Raw genomic sequence first — 14631 nt, forward strand, 5'->3', positions numbered from 1 at the left:
CTACCGGCGGCGGGGCAGCGGCTCAGCGGCGATCGCGGTCGAGGCGGGACCGACGGGGATCGTCCGCGCGAAGGACAGCAGCACACCGCAGGCGAACAGGACCGACAGCAGCGAGGTACCGCCCTGTGACATGAACGGCAGCGGCACCCCCAGCACCGGCAGCAGACGCAGGACGACACCGATGTTGACGAGGGCCTGTCCGACGATCCAGACGATGATGCCGCCCGTGACGATGCGGATGAAGGGGTCGCGGGTCTTACGGATGATCTGGAAGGCGGCGATCGCGAACACCGTGAACAGCAGGAGCACCACGGCGCAGCCGACGAGTCCGAGCTCCTCACCGAGGATCGCGAAGATGTAGTCGTTCGACCGGGCCGGCAGCCAGCCGTACTTCTCCCGGGAGTTTCCGAGCCCGAGTCCGAACAGTCCCCCGTTGGCGAGGGCCCACACCCCGTGCACCGCCTGATAGCAGTCACCGACGGCCGCGTTGTAGCAGTCCATCGAGTCGAAGTTGACGAAGCTGCTCATGATGCGCGCCATGCGGTTCGAGTTGGTCACCGCGAAGAACACGGCGGAGACCACCACGACGATCAGCGGGATGATGAAGATGCGCAGCTTCACACCGGAGAAGAACAGGCAGCCCAGCAGGATCGCCATGAGGATCATTCCCGTGCCCAGGTCCTCGCTGCCGACCGCGACCAGTCCGATGACGAGACCGCCGACGGGAACGACCGGGATGAACACGTGGGCCCAGGACCCCAGCAGCGTCTGCTTGCGAAACAGCACGTAGCCGAGCCAGAGCGCGAGGGCGAGCTTGAGGAACTCGGAGGGCTGCGCCTGAATGCCGCCGATCTGGATCCAGTTCTGGTTGCCGTCGTTGGCCACGCCAAGGCCCGGGACGAACACGAGCATCTGGAAGCAGGTGGCCGCGATCAGAGCGGGCCAGGCGATCCGCTTCCAGAACGTGACGGGCAGCCTGCTCGCGATGAACATGAGCGGGATGCCGATGACGGCGAAGATCGCCTGCTTCATGACGACCTCGAACGGGCTCTGACCGGCGGCCATGGCCGAGGCCATCGTCGCGGACAGAACCATCATCAGTCCGAACCCCGTCAGCAGCAGAGCGGTCGAGGCGACGAGCAGGAACTCGCTGGACACCGGCGCGAACACGCGTCCCAGGGAGACGCGTGCGGCGAAGCCCGACGTCGCGGCGTCGTCGGGCCCGTCAGCGGCGGGACGGGTCGGCGGGGTCGTCGTGGTCATCGGCTCCCCCTCCGTCTGTCGCGCCGGTCTCGTTCGGTGTCTGCGGGGCGGACGAGGAGGTCCATTCCCGCACGGCCATCGCGAAGCGGCGACCGCGGTCGGCGTACGAGTCGAATTGATCGAAGGATGCCGCGGCGGGGGCGAGGAGAACCACGTCACCGTCACGGGCGATCCGTGCCGCCGCAGCGACCACGTCTGCCATGACGTCTTCAGTCTGAGCGTGGTCGACTTCGATGACGGGAATGGCCGGCGCGTGTCGCGCGAACGCCTCCGTGATCGGCGCACGTTCGACGCCGATGACGATGACCGCCTTGACACTCGGACCACGTGCGGCGACGAGATCGCCGATGTCCACGCCCTTCATATCGCCGCCGACGACCCAGACCGCTCCTGGGAAAGCCGCCAGCGATGACGCGGCCGCGTGCGGGTTGGTCGCCTTGGAGTCGTCGATCCACGTGATGCCGCCTGCGGTGGCGACGACCTCGATGCGGTGGGCATCGAGCCGGAAGCTGCGCAGGGCCTCCGCGATGCGCGCGGGCGGCACATCCAGCGCGCGGGCCAGCGCGGACGCGGCGAGGATGTTCGCGACGATGTGTGGAGCGATCAGACCCTGAGCGGCGAGCTCGTCGAGCGTCGTGATCTCCAGCGCGCTGGTGCGTCGATCCTCCAGGAAGGCGCGGTCGACGACGATCCCGTCGACGATGCCGAGATCGCTCGGACCTGGAACCCCGAGATCGAAGCCGATCGCGCGACACCCGTCGACGACATCGGCCTCTTCGACCATGATGCGGGTCGCGACGTCGGACTTGTTGTAGACACAGGCGACGCGCGTGTGCTGGTACACGACCGCCTTCGCATCGCGGTACGCGGCGAATGAGCCGTGCCACTGCAGGTGGTCATCGGCGAGGTTCAGGCACACGCTCGCGAAAGGCGACACCGGCTCCGATCCCTCCTGCAGTGAGAGGTACCACAGCTGATGACTGGAGACCTCGACGACGAGCACGTCGAACCCGCTCGGGTCACGCACGGCGTCCAGGATCGGTACGCCGATGTTGCCGCACGGCGCGGCACGCAGTCCGCCGGCGACGAGCATCGTCGCGGTGAGCTGGGTCGTCGTCGTCTTGCCGTTGGTACCGGTGATCAGCACCCAGTCCGCGGGCGTGCCGTCCGGGCGCAGGACCTTGTCGCGAACGCGCCAGGCGAGCTCGATGTCTCCCCACAGGGCCGTGCCCCGCTCGCGTGTCCAGGCGATGACCGGATGGTGGGGCGCGAAGCCGGGCGAGGCGACGACCACTTCGGGGTCGAAGTCGACGAGCTCGGCCGGAACGGAACTGAGCGCACCCACGTGCAGGCGCGCTCCGATCACGGGCAGCAGCCGTGCGTACTCCTCGCTCGCCGACTCGCTGAGCACGAGGACCTCCGCGCCGAGCTCCGCGAGGGTGTCGGCGACGGAGAACCCGGTCATCGACAAACCGAGGACGGCGACGCGCAGTCCGCGCCAGGGCGCATTCCAGCTGCGCAGGGCGTCGAGGTCGCGGGTGCCCGTCACAGCGCCGACAGCCATTCGACGTAGAACAGGGCGACGCCGGTCACCGCGAGCATGCCGGCGATGATCCACATGCGCACGACGATCGTGATCTCGGGCCAGCCGCGCATCTCGAGGTGGTGGTGGAACGGGCTCATCAAGAAGAGACGCTTGCCGCCGGTGGCCTTGAAGTAGATGCGCTGCAGGATCACCGACCCCGGCCCGATGATGAAGACGCCGGCGATGATGACGGAGAGCAGCTCGGCGCGCGCGAGGATCGCCATTGCGGCGATCACACCTCCGATGGCCATCGAACCGACGTCTCCCATGAAGATCTTCGCCTTGGGCGCGTTCCACCAGAGGAAGCCCACGAGGGCACCCACGAAGGATGCCGCGATGATCGTGAGGTCCATCGGGTCGGGCGTGGCATAGCAGCCGCCGACGTAGGCGTTCACGAGCGCCTCACTCGCACAGCGCTGCTGGAACTGCCAGAAGGTCACGAGACTCAGCGCGGAAACGGTGAAGATGCCGGATCCGGTCGCGAGGCCGTCGAGTCCGTCGGTGAGATTGGTCGAATTCGACCACGCGACAGAGATGAACGTGATCCAGATCAGATACACGATCCAGCCGACGACCGCCCCCAGGGCGAAGAACGACAGCATGGGGATGTCGCGGAAGAAGGAGACGTACGGAGACGCCGGCGTCTCCCCCCGTGCGTCGGGGAAGTTCAGCGCCATGATGCCGAAGGGCACCGCGACGAGCACCTGGCCGACGATCTTGCGCCACCCCGACAGACCGAGGCTGCGCTGCTGGCGCACCTTCATGAAGTCGTCGATGAAACCGACGATGCCGAATCCGACCATCATCCAGATCACGAGCAGGCCCGAAATCGACGGCGGCGCTCCTCCGGTCAGCGTGCCGACGACGTAGCCGACGATCGAGCCCACGATGAAGACGATCCCGCCCATCGTGGGTGTTCCGCGCTTCGTCTGATGGCTGGGGTTGTGCGCGTTCTCGGGGGTGCGGATGACCTGACCCCAGCCGAGCTTCTCGAACAGCCGGATGAACAGCGGCGTGAGAAAGAGGGTGAACGCGAGCGAGATCGTCGCAGCCGCCAGCAGTGATCTCACGAGAACGATTCTCCCAGACGATCGCCGAGGTGCCGCAGGCCCGCGGAGTTGGACGACTTCACGAGCACCCGGTCGCCGTCGCGGAGCTCACCGCGAAGATAGTCGAAAGCCTCGTCCGCCGTCTCGAAGAAGACCGCTTCGCCGTCCCACGAGCCCTCGCCGATGGCGGCGAGGTACAGACGGCGGGCGTCGCGTCCGACCACGACGATGCGCTCGATGCGCAGGCGCACCGCGAGCAGACCGACACGGTCGTGCTCTTCGCCGGCGAGGTCACCGAGCTCACTCATCGCGCCCAGCACGGCGACCTTGCGCTCGCCCGGGCCGGCGATCTGCGCGAGCGTGCGCAGAGCCGCGGCCATCGAGTCGGGACTCGCGTTGTACGCGTCGTTGATGATGCGGACCCGGTCCGAGCCCATCGGCTGCATCCGCCAGCGCTCGGCGATCTCGAGCGTCTCCAATCGCGCGATCGCCGCGTCGGGGGCGACCCCGAGCTCGCGCGCCGCGGCCAGCGCGGCCAGCGCGTTCATGACGTGGTGCTCGCCGAGTACGCGCAGTCGCAACGGCCATCGTCCCTCAGGTGTCACGACGGTGCAGGTCGTGCCCGCGGCGGTGACCTCGACGTCCTCCGCGCGCACCTCCGCTGCGGATCCTCGCCCGAACCACCGCACGTCCACACCTCGGGATGCCGCGACGTCGGCCATCGTGACGACACGCGCGTCATCGCGGTTGAGGACGGCGACTCCACCGGGGCGCACCGCCTGGACGAGCTCGGTCTTCGCCTTCAGCGTCGCCTCGACTCCGCCGAAGCCTCCCGCGTGGGCCAAGCCCACCATCAGGACGACGCCGACGTCGGGCGTGACGAGTCCGGCGAGCTTCGCGATCTCGCCGGGGCCCGACGCGCCGAACTCGCTGACCAGGAAGCGGGTGTCCGCGCCGACACGGAGCATCGTCAACGGTGCGCCGACCTCGTTGTTGAACGAGCCGCGCGGAGCGATGGTCTCGCCCTCGCCCTCGAGGATGCGGGCGAGCATGTTCTTCGTCGTGGTCTTGCCGTTCGACCCCGTGATGCCGACGATCCTGAGCCGACCGTGCTCGCGCACGGCGGCGACGACCGCGCGCGCCAGGTGCGACAGGGCCGCCACGGCGTCTGCGACGACGATCTGACTGACCGGCGCGTCGACGAGCCGCTCGACGATCGCGAGGACGGCTCCGGAGGCGACGGCACCGGCGACGAAGTTGTGGCCGTCGGTGACTTCTCCGGGCTTGGCCACGAAGATGTCACCGACGCGGATCTCGCGGGAGTCGGTGTCGACGTTGCCGTCGACCACCGTGTCGGGGGTGTCATCGGCGGCCAGGTGCAGGGTGCCCGCCACAGCGGCGGCGACCTCGGCGAGCGTCATCCGGATCATAGGCTTTGTTCCTCACGCGCGGTGGCGCGTCACGGTGTCGTCATTGTGTCACGGGCAGCAGCGGGGTGTCCGAGCCCGAGGGCATCACCCGGTAGTGCGTCAGCACCTGGGTCATGGCCTTCTTGAAGACCGAGCGGTTGGCCGAAGACATCGTGTTGGTCTTCGGCTCGTTGAAAAGGGTCAACACAACGTACTGCGGATCATCGGCGGGTGCGTAACCGGCCAGCGAGGTCATGAAGAGGTTGTCCTTGTAGCCGCCGTGCCCGTCCGGCACCTGTGCCGTTCCCGTCTTGACGGCCAGCCGGTAGCCGGGGATCTTGATGTCGTCGGCAAGCGTGCCCTGGGCGTAGACGTTCTCGAGCATCTGGGAGACTTCGGCGGCGGTCTGCGGCTTGATCACCTGCACCGGTGCCGGCAGGTCGGGGGTGACGACCGTCCCGTCGGGCTTCGTGCAGGACTCCACCAGCTGTGCCGGCATGCGCACCCCGCCGTTGGCGATGGTCTGGAACAGGCTCGTGACCTGCGTCGGCGTGACGGTGAAGGCCTGCCCGAAGGTGGTCGTGTAGAAGGTCTGGTTGTCCCAGGTCGACGCGTCCCGGATCTCTCCCGTGGGCTCGCCCGACCAGTTCAGGGCCGTGCCATCGCCCACGCCGAAACGCTTCAGGTAGTCGTAGCGCGTTTCGGCGGGCACCTGCGCGCCGAACTGCGACATGGCGACGTTCGAGGACTGCACGAGACCGCCGGTGAGGGTCAGATTCTCCGCGGGGTGGCTCTCGGAGTCGTTGATGACCGCGCCGTTGGGGAACTGGATGCGATCGGGCGTCTCGACCGTGGAGGTCGGCGTGAGACCGCCCTGCTCGATGACGGTGGCGGCCGTCACGGGCTTGAACGTCGATCCCGGCTCGTAGGAGACGCGAAGCAGGCGCGAGCCACGGTTGTCGGGATCGGAGGCGCCGGGATCGTTGGGGTCGACCGTGTTGGTCTCGGCGAGGGCGCGGATCTTGCCGGTCTTCGCCTCCATGACGATGATGCCACCCCAGTCGGCCTGGTAGCGCGCCGTCTCCTCGGAGATCAGCTGCTGCATGAACCACTGCAGATCGCTGTCGATCGTGAGCTTGAGCGTGCCGCCGTTGACGGCCGGCTTCTCGACCTCGGTGCCGGGGATGATCACGCCGTCGGCACCGCGCTGGTAGGTCAGCGAGCCGTCCGTTGCCTGGAGGCACGAGTTCTGCAGAGACTCCAGTCCCTCCAGCGGGTCGCCGTCGGAGCCGACGAAGCCGATGAGGTTGCCGGCGACCGCCCCGTCGGGGTAGGTCCGGGCGGGGTGGAGGGGGAAGGTGAGGAACGGGAGCTTCAGCGCCGCGAGCGCGCGGTACTCCTCGGTGGAGACGTACCGCTTCACATACGCGAAACGCGACGCCGAGTTCTCGGCCAGCGCGTCGGACACGATCTTCTCGACGTCGGCGGTCGACTGGCCCGTGATCGCGGCGATCTTGGGGGCCACGTCGGTCCACGGAGTCATGATGTTCTTGCCGTCGGCATCCGTCATCGCGTTGCCGCTGGCATCGGTCTGCACGGCTCCCTGCGCCGCGAGCATGGGGTCGATCTGCACGTCGTAGAGCGTCGTGCTGCTGGCGAGGACGACGCCGTTGTCGTCGACGATCTCGCCGCGCGCTCCGTAGAGCGTGGTCTTGGCCCCGGTCGCGAACTGCTCGGAATCGTCGACGTGCTCGCGCGCATTGACCACCTGGATGTCCACCAGACGCACGACGAAGGCGGACAGCACCACCAGGACGACGGCGAGGGCGACGACGGTGCGGCGCCGCGGGCTGCGAGTTGCTCGTGTCGTCATGGATTCAGTGTGTGGCGGGGACGGGCAGACCGTCGGCGATGGCGGGGGGTGTCGGCGTATCAGGGATGGCCTTGTCGACCACGGAGCTGCCGCCGGTCGCGCCGAGGCTCGCCGCGGGGTCTCCGACGAGCGGACGCCCGCTGACGAGGGCGTTGCCGACGGCGGCCTTGCTCAGCGCGTTCACCGCGCTCGCACCGGTCAGGCCGGCGGCCGTGCCGATGACGGCGTTGTCGCTGAGCCGCAGATAGGTCGGCGCCTGGCCGGTGACCATGCCCATCGCCTCCGCATTCGCGGCGAGGTACTGCGGCGAGCTCAGGCCGGCGATGCTGTCCTGCAGCATCTGCTTCTGCCAGTCGAGACTGCGCTGCTGATCGCTGAGCGTCGACAGCTCGTAGGAGGACTGCGTCGTCAGGATCGACAGCCCCATCTGCGCGCCGCCGATCAGGAGCGCACCGCTGACCGCGACGATGCCGTAGACGAGCCGAGGACGCCGTCGCGGCGCGGGCTGCTCGACCGCGTGTAGGCGTCGCGCCGGCTCCCCGGGGGTGCGCAGCGGAAGGGGCGCAGCCCCCACGAACGGATCGAGGTTGCTCTCTGCCGGCACGCTCATGCCGCCTCCCGGATGCGTTCGGCCGCGCGCAGACGCACGGGTGCGGCCCGCGGGTTGCGCGCCTTCTCTTCTTCGGAGGCCAGCTCGGCGCCCTTGACCACGAGCCGGAATCGCGGAGCATGCTCGGGAAGCTCGACGGGCAGTCCCGCCGGTGCCGTGGATGCCGCGGCATCCGCGAACACGCGCTTGACGAGACGATCCTCGAGCGACTGGTAGCTCATGACGACGATGCGTCCGCCCACGTTCAACAGGTCCATGCTCGGCGGGAGGGCACGCTCCAGCACCGACAGTTCGGCGTTCACCTCGATGCGCAGAGCCTGGAAGACACGCTTGGCGGGGTGCCCTCGTCCCTCGCGCTGCACGGCGACCGGCGTCGCCGCGACGAGGATGTCGACCAGCTGCCCGGACCGCTCGATCGGAGCCTCGGCGCGCGCGGAGATGATGGCCCGTGCGTAGCGTCCGGCGAGCTTCTCTTCGCCGTAGCGCTCGAAGATGCGGCGAAGATCGCCTTCGCCGTAGGTCGCGACGATCTCCGCTGCCGTCGTGCCGGCTGTCTGGTCCATGCGCATGTCCAACGGCGCATCCTGTGCGTACGCGAACCCGCGATCGGCCTCGTCGAGCTGCAGCGAGGAGACACCGAGGTCGAAGAGGATGCCGTCGACGCGATCGACGCCGGCGGAGCGCACGGCCGATGCGATCCCGTCGTAGACGGTGTGCACCAGCGTGACGCGCTCGCCGAACCGCGCCAGCCGCTGCCCCGCGATGCGGAGGGCGTCGGTGTCGCGATCGAGCCCGATCAGGCGGATGTCGCCGAATCGCTCCAGCAGGGCCTCGGAGTGACCGCCCATGCCCTCGGTCGCGTCGACGAGAACGGCGCCCGGATGCGCGAGGGCCGGCGAGAGCAACTCGACGCAGCGCTCGAGCAGAACCGGGGTGTGGATGTCGGAGGTGCTCATGATGAGGGGGTGTGGGCCGGAGCCGTGATCCCCATCCGCCTGACCTGACACCGGGGAAGTGCGTCAGGGCGTGCGGCTGGGAGTCACGGCCACGGCTCAGAACAGACCCGGGATCACCTCCTGCTCCATGTCCGAGTAGCTGTCTTCGTTGTTGTCTGCGTAGGCGTTCCAGGCCTGCGCATCCCAGATCTCCGCGTGGGCCCCGACGCCCGTGACCACGAGTTCGCGGTCGAGGTTGGCGTAGGCACGCAGGTGCGTCGGGATCGTGATGCGGCTCTGACTGTCGGGCTTCTCGTCGCTGGCGCCCGAGAGGAACATGCGCTGGAAGTCGCGCGCCTGCTTGTTGGTGAGGGGCGCCTCGCGGATCTTCTCGTAGACCCGCTCGAACTCCTTCGTGCTGAACACGTAGAGGCAACGCTCCTGACCTCGCGTCACGACGACCCCGTCACCCAGGTCGGTCCGGAACTTCGCCGGAAGGATGAGGCGGCCCTTGTCGTCGAGCTTGGGGGTGTAGGTGCCCAGCAGCATCGGCCACTCCCCCTTCCTCCGGCCCGATCAAGGTGCGCACCACTTTACTCCACTTTCCTCCACCTGACTATGGTTTCGTGGGCGCAACGCTCCCCTGGGCTCCCCCGCTGCGAATCGACGGGAGCGCCCGGCGCCGCGCAGCGCCGTCGCCGGTCACAAAAAAAGAGCACCGACCTCGTGGTCGGTGCTCTTCGCGTCGTGCGCGGCGCTGCGGTCAGGATCCGTCTTGGCGGCGGTCCCAACGGTCGTTCATGCGGTCCATGAAGGATGAGGATCCGGTGCGGGACGGCTTGCGCTGCCCCTTGTGCTCCGGCGAGGTCTTGAGCGCAGCGAGTCCCTTGGCGGGGGTGGCGGCGAGCACGACGCCGGCCACCATGACAAGGAAGGCGATCACGCCGATGGCGATGATGCCCGTGGACACACCCGCGATCAAGCCTCCGAGACCCACGAGCACGAGGATGGTGCCGTAGACGATGTTGCGATAGCTGAGGGTGCGGCCGTCTCGGGACGCGCTCACGACGTCTGCGTCCTTGTTCATGAGATGGCGCTCCATCTCATCGAGCAGACGCTGCTCCTGCTCTGACAGCGGCATGCTGCCCCCTCCTCGCCGTTTCGGACCGGCATCTCGTGCGGTCGATTCTACGCGTGCGGTCGAGAACTAGGCTAGGCCCGTGCACGCTTCCGCCGACCCGATCGAGGCCATTTCCCAGCGACTGGCAAGGTTCGTGACAGCGCAGCGCCTCGCGTGGGCGGACGCCGGCCCCGAAGCGCAGGTCTTCCTGGATGCCGCGACGCGCACCCTGGCCGGGGGAAAGCGTCTACGAGCGCGGTTCTGCGTCACGGGATGGCTGGCCGTGGCGGGCGTCGACACCGACGTCAAAGAGGTCCCCGACACCGTGCTCGATGCGGCCGCCGCACTGGAGGTCTTCCACGCCGCGGCGCTCGTCCACGACGACATCATCGACAACTCCGACACGCGGCGCGGACAGCCCGCCGCACACCGTGCTCTCGAGGCGGCGCACGCGGGGTCCGGCTGGGTGGGCGACGGTTCGGCGTTCGGGCGGTCGGCGGCGATCCTGCTCGGCGATCTCCTCGTCGCCTGGAGCGACGACCTGCTCGAGCAGGGACTGGCGCGTGCGCCGCACGCGGCATCCGCGCGGGAGGTCTACGCCCTGATGCGCCGGGAGGTCACCATCGGCCAGTTCCTCGACATCGCCGAGGAGGCGGCGTTCACGACGGCCCCCGACGAGGAACACGCCGAGCGCGCCCTCCGCGTCGCGTCACTGAAGTCCGCGCGCTACAGCATCCAGCACCCCCTCCTGCTGGGTGCGGCGCTCGCCGGAGCCGACGCCACGCAGTCGGCGGCTCTGGCCGCCTTCGGTCATCCGCTGGGACTGGCGTTCCAGCTGAGGGACGATGTTCTCGGCGTCTTCGGCGACACTGCCGTCACCGGTAAGCCCTCCGGCGACGACCTCCGCGAAGGCAAGCGCACGCTGCTCATCGCCTACACCCGCGAGGCGCTCGCCCCCGACGACCGTGCCGCGCTCGACGCCCTCATCGGCGATCCCGCCCTCACTGCCGAGCAGATCGCCCAGATCCAGCAGAGCATCATCGACACCGACGCGCTGGCGCGCGTCGAATCGGCGATCAGCGCCTACGCGGGCGAAGCGGAGCACGCCCTGCAGAGTGCACGACTGTCGTCGTCGGCGCTGGACCAGCTGAGAGAACTCGCCGACGCATCCATCAGCCGTACGGCGTGAGGCGGGTCGTGCTCGGTGTCAGGCCAGCGTCTGCGCGACGCGGCGGACCTCGCTCTTGCGCCCCTGACGGAGGGCCGAGATGGGCGCCTGGCCGATGGAGTCCTCCTCGCTGAGCAGCCAATCGATGGCCTCGTCGTCGGTGAACCCGGCGTCCTGAAGCACGATGATCGTGCCGCGCAGCGACGACAGCGGATGCCCGTCGACGATGAAGATCTCCGGCACGGCGAACGCGCCGCCGCGACGTGAGCCGATCAGGTGCTTGTCGTCGAGCAGCCGGCGCACGCGACCGAGCGGTTCATCGAGAACCTCGACGAGGTCGGGAAGAGTGAGCCAGCGGGTGGACGCGGGGACGATGTCGTCGGTCACCCTTCCACTATCGCATCTCGAGGCCGCAGCGTTGACGAGATCGAGACTGTCGAAGCAGAAGTCACTTCTGTCGCAGAAGTCACTTCTTATAGCACCCGTTGACATGAATTTACTTCCATGACACGGTGTCGTCGGTAGGAAACGGGTGCGAACAAGGAGAAGACCGTTGTCACGACTCGACCACCGCCCGAGCGCGGCGCGCGCGGCCACCACCGGTGTGATCGGCACGATCGGCACATTGGCGTTGACCCTGAGCGTCGCGCCGGCCTCGGCGGCGACGGCCGATCCGCGTCCGGCCGCCCGCGATCAGACGCGCATCGGCGCGCCGACGCCCCTCACGACCGCCCGGCAGGCGGTCGCACCGGCTACCTACACCGTGGAGAGCGGCGACACGCTGTGGGATATCTCCCGACGGGTCGGAATCGAGCTGTCCGCACTGCGTGCGGCGAACGGGCTCGAGGCCACCACGGTGATCCATCCCGGGCAAGTGCTGGTTCTTCCCGGCGGGATCGCCCCGGCCGCGGAGTCTTCGGCTCCGGTCGCGACGGCCGATACGTCGACCGGCGCGACCGCGACCTACGGAGTGAACGCGGGTGACACCCTGTGGGCCATCGCCGACGCGCACGGCGTGAGCCTCGATGCCCTGTTGCAGGCCAACGGGCTGGGGCGGGATGCCATCATCTACCCCGGCCAGACCCTCGCGATCCCCGGGCCGGCCGCCGTGCTCCAGGCCACCCCCGCCGCGGTCGAAACACCCCTGCCCGCAACGGCGCCGGCCACCGATCTCGACGCGGAGCAGACCGCGAATGCGCGGACGATCATCCGGGTCGGGCGCGAACTGGGCGTCCCCGATCGCGGCATCGCGATCGCTCTGGCCACGGCGATGGTCGAGTCGTGGATCCGCAATCTGGACTGGGGTGACCGCGACTCGCTCGGGCTGTTCCAGCAACGCCCGAGCACCGGATGGGGCACTCCCGATCAGGTGCGCGACCCTGTGCGCTCGACCACCGCGTTCTTCGAAGGCGTCTCGGGCCCGGACGGCCTCATCACGCGCGGACTGTTGGACGTGCCCGGATGGGAGTCGATGGACTTCGGCGCCGCCGCCCAGTCCGTGCAGGTCTCGGCGTATCCGGAGCGCTACGGGCCGTGGGAGCAGACCGCCTACGCGTGGCTCGCGGCACTCGACTGAGAGCGAGTGCGTCGTGGCATTGCCTGCGCACATGCCGTGAGGGGTGAGCCGCTCCCGGGCCCGAGCGCTCCGGCTCCCTAGAATCGCAGGGTGAGCACGAGCCAGCAGACCGACCCGCTGATCGGCCGCCTGGTCGACGGGCGGTATCGCGTCCGCGCTCGCATTGCGCGCGGCGGGATGGCAACCGTGTACGTCGCGACCGATCTGCGCCTCGAGCGCCGCGTCGCCCTGAAGGTGATGCACAGCCATCTCTCCGATGACACGGTCTTCCAGAGCCGCTTCATCCAGGAGGCGCGCGCGGCGGCGCGCCTTGCCGACCCCCACGTGGTCAACGTCTTCGACCAGGGCCAGGACGGCGAGATGGCGTACCTGGTGATGGAGTACCTCCCCGGCATCACCATGCGCGAGCTGTTGCGAGAGCAGAAGCGCCTCAGCATCCCTCAGACGATCACGATCATGGATGCCGTCCTGTCCGGCCTCGCGGCCGCGCACCGCGCGGGCATCGTCCACCGCGACGTGAAGCCCGAGAACGTCCTGCTCGCTGAGGACGGGCGGATCAAGATCGGCGACTTCGGCCTCGCGCGCGCGACCAGTGCGAACACGGCCACCGGACAGATGCTCCTGGGAACGATCGCGTACCTCGCGCCCGAGCTCGTCACCCGCGGAACCGCCGACGCCCGCAGTGACATCTACGCCCTCGGCATCATGCTCTACGAGATGCTCGTCGGCGAGCAGCCCTATAAGGGCGAGCAGCCGATGCAGATCGCCTATCAGCACGCGACCGACTCCGTCCCGCGCCCGAGCGCGCGCAACCCCGGCGTCCCGGAGCAGTTCGACGAACTCGTGATGTGGGCGACCGAGCGCAATCCCGACGAACGTCCGGTCGACGCGCGCGCGATGCTCGACCGCCTGCGCGAGATCGAGAAGGAACTCGGCGTCTACCCTCACGTGGTCCGAACGCCGACCGCCGGCGTGGTCGCGGTCGATGACGGAGTCGACTCGGGCGAGCTCACCAAGGTGATGCCGGGGACCTTCACGGCCCCGACGGTCACCGAGACGGTGGACAACTCCACGCGACTGCGACTGCGCAGCCGCCGCCGAGCGCGACGCGGCGGATGGCTGGTCGTGCTCGTGCTGCTGCTCGCCGTGCTCGCGGGCGGCACGGGTTGGTGGTTCGGATCCGGACCCGGTTCGCAGGTCGGCGTTCCCGACGTGGCGGGGAGCACTCTGGACGCCGCGACGGCCACCCTCGCTGCTGAGGGGCTGACCGCAACGCCGGCGCAGGATCACAGCCGCGACGTGCCCGTCGATCTCGTCATCCGCACCGACCCCGGCGCCGGCTCCCGCGTCGACAAGAACAGCGCCGTGATCGTCGTGGTCTCGCTGGGCCCGGCATCCCACGACATCCCCGCCCTGGCGGGACAGAGCGTGGATGCGGCCACCGCCGCGCTCGACACCTTCTACATCACCCCGTCGGGAGATCCGACCCAGATCTTCACCGATTCCGCCGCAGGCACCGTGGTGAGCGCATCGATCACCCCGCCCGGCGGCGGCGCCGCGGTGGACTGCTCGAAGGGCTGCACGGCACTGGAGGGCTCGAGCGTCGCTTTCGAGACCTCTGCGGGGCCGGTGCCCGACGTCTCGGGCCAAACGGTCGACGCCGCCACGTCGGCGCTGAAGGCCGTGGGGCTGGGCGCGACGACGACGCAGGCCTACGACGACGAGGTCGCCGAGGGCCGTGTGATCCGGATCGCGGACAAGGACGGCGGCGCGCCGTTCCGACCGGGCGACACCGTCACCCTGGTCGTCTCGAAGGGACCGCAGCCGATCGCCGTCCCCGACGTCACCGGCAAGACGGTCGCGCAGGCCATGGACCAGCTGAAGCAGGCGGGATTCGAACCGGGCACCGCCCTCCCCGAGATCGTGTGGGGAATCTTCACCGTGTCGAGCACGAGCCCCGCCGCCGGCACCATGCAGCTCCCCGGGACCAAGATCACGGTCCGCTCCACCGGCTGAGCCGGACGCGCACGCCGCGCGGGCGCG

General features: G+C 68.9%; 13 protein-coding genes. 3 read left to right on the top strand and 10 right to left on the bottom strand.

Annotation, left to right across the window (positions count from 1 at the left end):
* From ftsW to CEP17_RS06505, 9 genes are all read right to left on the bottom strand, one after another.
* A complete protein-coding gene (gene ftsW, locus CEP17_RS06465; protein WP_039416144.1) occupies window positions 1-1263 on the bottom strand; it encodes a putative lipid II flippase FtsW in 1263 nt (420 codons plus the stop codon).
* Complete coding sequence (murD, locus tag CEP17_RS06470) at window positions 1226-2827, bottom strand: UDP-N-acetylmuramoyl-L-alanine--D-glutamate ligase (protein WP_112931662.1); 1602 nt, start codon at window positions 2825-2827, stop codon at window positions 1226-1228. Before murD ends, ftsW begins: the two co-directional genes overlap by 38 nt.
* On the bottom strand, window positions 2809-3918 hold the full coding sequence (mraY, locus tag CEP17_RS06475) for a phospho-N-acetylmuramoyl-pentapeptide-transferase (RefSeq protein ID WP_036315383.1): 1110 nt from the start codon (window positions 3916-3918) through the stop codon (window positions 2809-2811). Before mraY ends, murD begins: the two co-directional genes overlap by 19 nt.
* Complete coding sequence (murF, locus tag CEP17_RS06480) at window positions 3915-5327, bottom strand: UDP-N-acetylmuramoyl-tripeptide--D-alanyl-D-alanine ligase (RefSeq protein ID WP_112931663.1); 1413 nt, start codon at window positions 5325-5327, stop codon at window positions 3915-3917. The genes mraY and murF overlap by 4 nt, the downstream gene beginning before the upstream one ends.
* Window positions 5328-5367: 40 nt before the next feature.
* Window positions 5368-7179 (bottom strand): penicillin-binding protein 2, encoded by a 1812-nt coding sequence (locus CEP17_RS06485; RefSeq protein ID WP_112931664.1) that lies wholly within the window; start codon window positions 7177-7179, stop codon window positions 5368-5370.
* Between the two features lie 4 nt (window positions 7180-7183).
* On the bottom strand, window positions 7184-7789 hold the full coding sequence (locus CEP17_RS06490) for a hypothetical protein (RefSeq protein ID WP_039416149.1): 606 nt from the start codon (window positions 7787-7789) through the stop codon (window positions 7184-7186).
* Window positions 7786-8745 carry a 16S rRNA (cytosine(1402)-N(4))-methyltransferase RsmH gene (rsmH, locus tag CEP17_RS06495; RefSeq protein WP_036316620.1) on the bottom strand — a complete coding sequence of 320 codons (960 nt, stop codon included), beginning with the start codon at window positions 8743-8745 and terminating at the stop codon, window positions 7786-7788. Before rsmH ends, CEP17_RS06490 begins: the two co-directional genes overlap by 4 nt.
* A 96-nt stretch (window positions 8746-8841) precedes the next feature.
* Window positions 8842-9273 (bottom strand): division/cell wall cluster transcriptional repressor MraZ, encoded by a 432-nt coding sequence (mraZ, locus tag CEP17_RS06500; protein WP_112931665.1) that lies wholly within the window; start codon window positions 9271-9273, stop codon window positions 8842-8844.
* Window positions 9274-9487: 214 nt separating this feature from the next.
* Complete coding sequence (locus CEP17_RS06505; protein WP_036316616.1) at window positions 9488-9865, bottom strand: DUF3040 domain-containing protein; 378 nt, start codon at window positions 9863-9865, stop codon at window positions 9488-9490.
* Window positions 9866-9944: 79 nt separating this feature from the next.
* On the opposite strand from CEP17_RS06505, the gene CEP17_RS06510 reads away from it, so the two are divergent.
* Window positions 9945-11033, top strand: a complete 1089-nt coding sequence (locus CEP17_RS06510) for a polyprenyl synthetase family protein (protein ID WP_112931666.1) — start codon at window positions 9945-9947, stop codon at window positions 11031-11033.
* A gap of 18 nt (window positions 11034-11051) precedes the next feature.
* On the opposite strand, the gene CEP17_RS06515 is transcribed toward CEP17_RS06510, so the two are convergent.
* Window positions 11052-11399 carry an Rv2175c family DNA-binding protein gene (locus CEP17_RS06515; protein ID WP_005049107.1) on the bottom strand — a complete coding sequence of 116 codons (348 nt, stop codon included), beginning with the start codon at window positions 11397-11399 and terminating at the stop codon, window positions 11052-11054.
* 166 nt (window positions 11400-11565) lie between these two features.
* On the opposite strand from CEP17_RS06515, the gene CEP17_RS06520 reads away from it, so the two are divergent.
* Together CEP17_RS06520 and pknB are read left to right on the top strand one after the other, a co-directional pair.
* Window positions 11566-12588: a LysM peptidoglycan-binding domain-containing protein gene (locus tag CEP17_RS06520; RefSeq protein WP_112931667.1), complete on the top strand. Its 1023-nt coding sequence runs from the start codon at window positions 11566-11568 to the stop codon at window positions 12586-12588.
* Window positions 12589-12678: 90 nt separating this feature from the next.
* Window positions 12679-14604 carry a Stk1 family PASTA domain-containing Ser/Thr kinase gene (gene pknB / locus CEP17_RS06525; RefSeq protein WP_112931668.1) on the top strand — a complete coding sequence of 642 codons (1926 nt, stop codon included), beginning with the start codon at window positions 12679-12681 and terminating at the stop codon, window positions 14602-14604.
* The last annotated feature ends 27 nt before the right edge of the window (window positions 14605-14631 follow it).

It is taken from the genome of Microbacterium sp. PM5 (genome assembly GCF_003293595.1).
Lineage (GTDB): Bacteria > Actinomycetota > Actinomycetes > Actinomycetales > Microbacteriaceae > Microbacterium.

Bases quoted from the DNA above. Each gene is read 5' to 3' on its own strand.
- ftsW (WP_039416144.1), bottom strand. From the start codon at position 1,263: ATGACCACGACGACCCCGCCGACCCGTCCCGCCGCTGACGGGCCCGAC.
- murD (WP_112931662.1), bottom strand. From the start codon at position 2,827: ATGGCTGTCGGCGCTGTGACGGGCACCCGCGACCTCGACGCCCTGCGC.
- murF (WP_112931663.1), bottom strand. From the start codon at position 5,327: ATGATCCGGATGACGCTCGCCGAGGTCGCCGCCGCTGTGGCGGGCACC.
- CEP17_RS06485 (WP_112931664.1), bottom strand. From the start codon at position 7,179: ATGACGACACGAGCAACTCGCAGCCCGCGGCGCCGCACCGTCGTCGCC.
- CEP17_RS06490 (WP_039416149.1), bottom strand. From the start codon at position 7,789: ATGAGCGTGCCGGCAGAGAGCAACCTCGATCCGTTCGTGGGGGCTGCG.
- rsmH (WP_036316620.1), bottom strand. From the start codon at position 8,745: ATGAGCACCTCCGACATCCACACCCCGGTTCTGCTCGAGCGCTGCGTC.
- mraZ (WP_112931665.1), bottom strand. From the start codon at position 9,273: ATGCTGCTGGGCACCTACACCCCCAAGCTCGACGACAAGGGCCGCCTC.
- CEP17_RS06505 (WP_036316616.1), bottom strand. From the start codon at position 9,865: ATGCCGCTGTCAGAGCAGGAGCAGCGTCTGCTCGATGAGATGGAGCGC.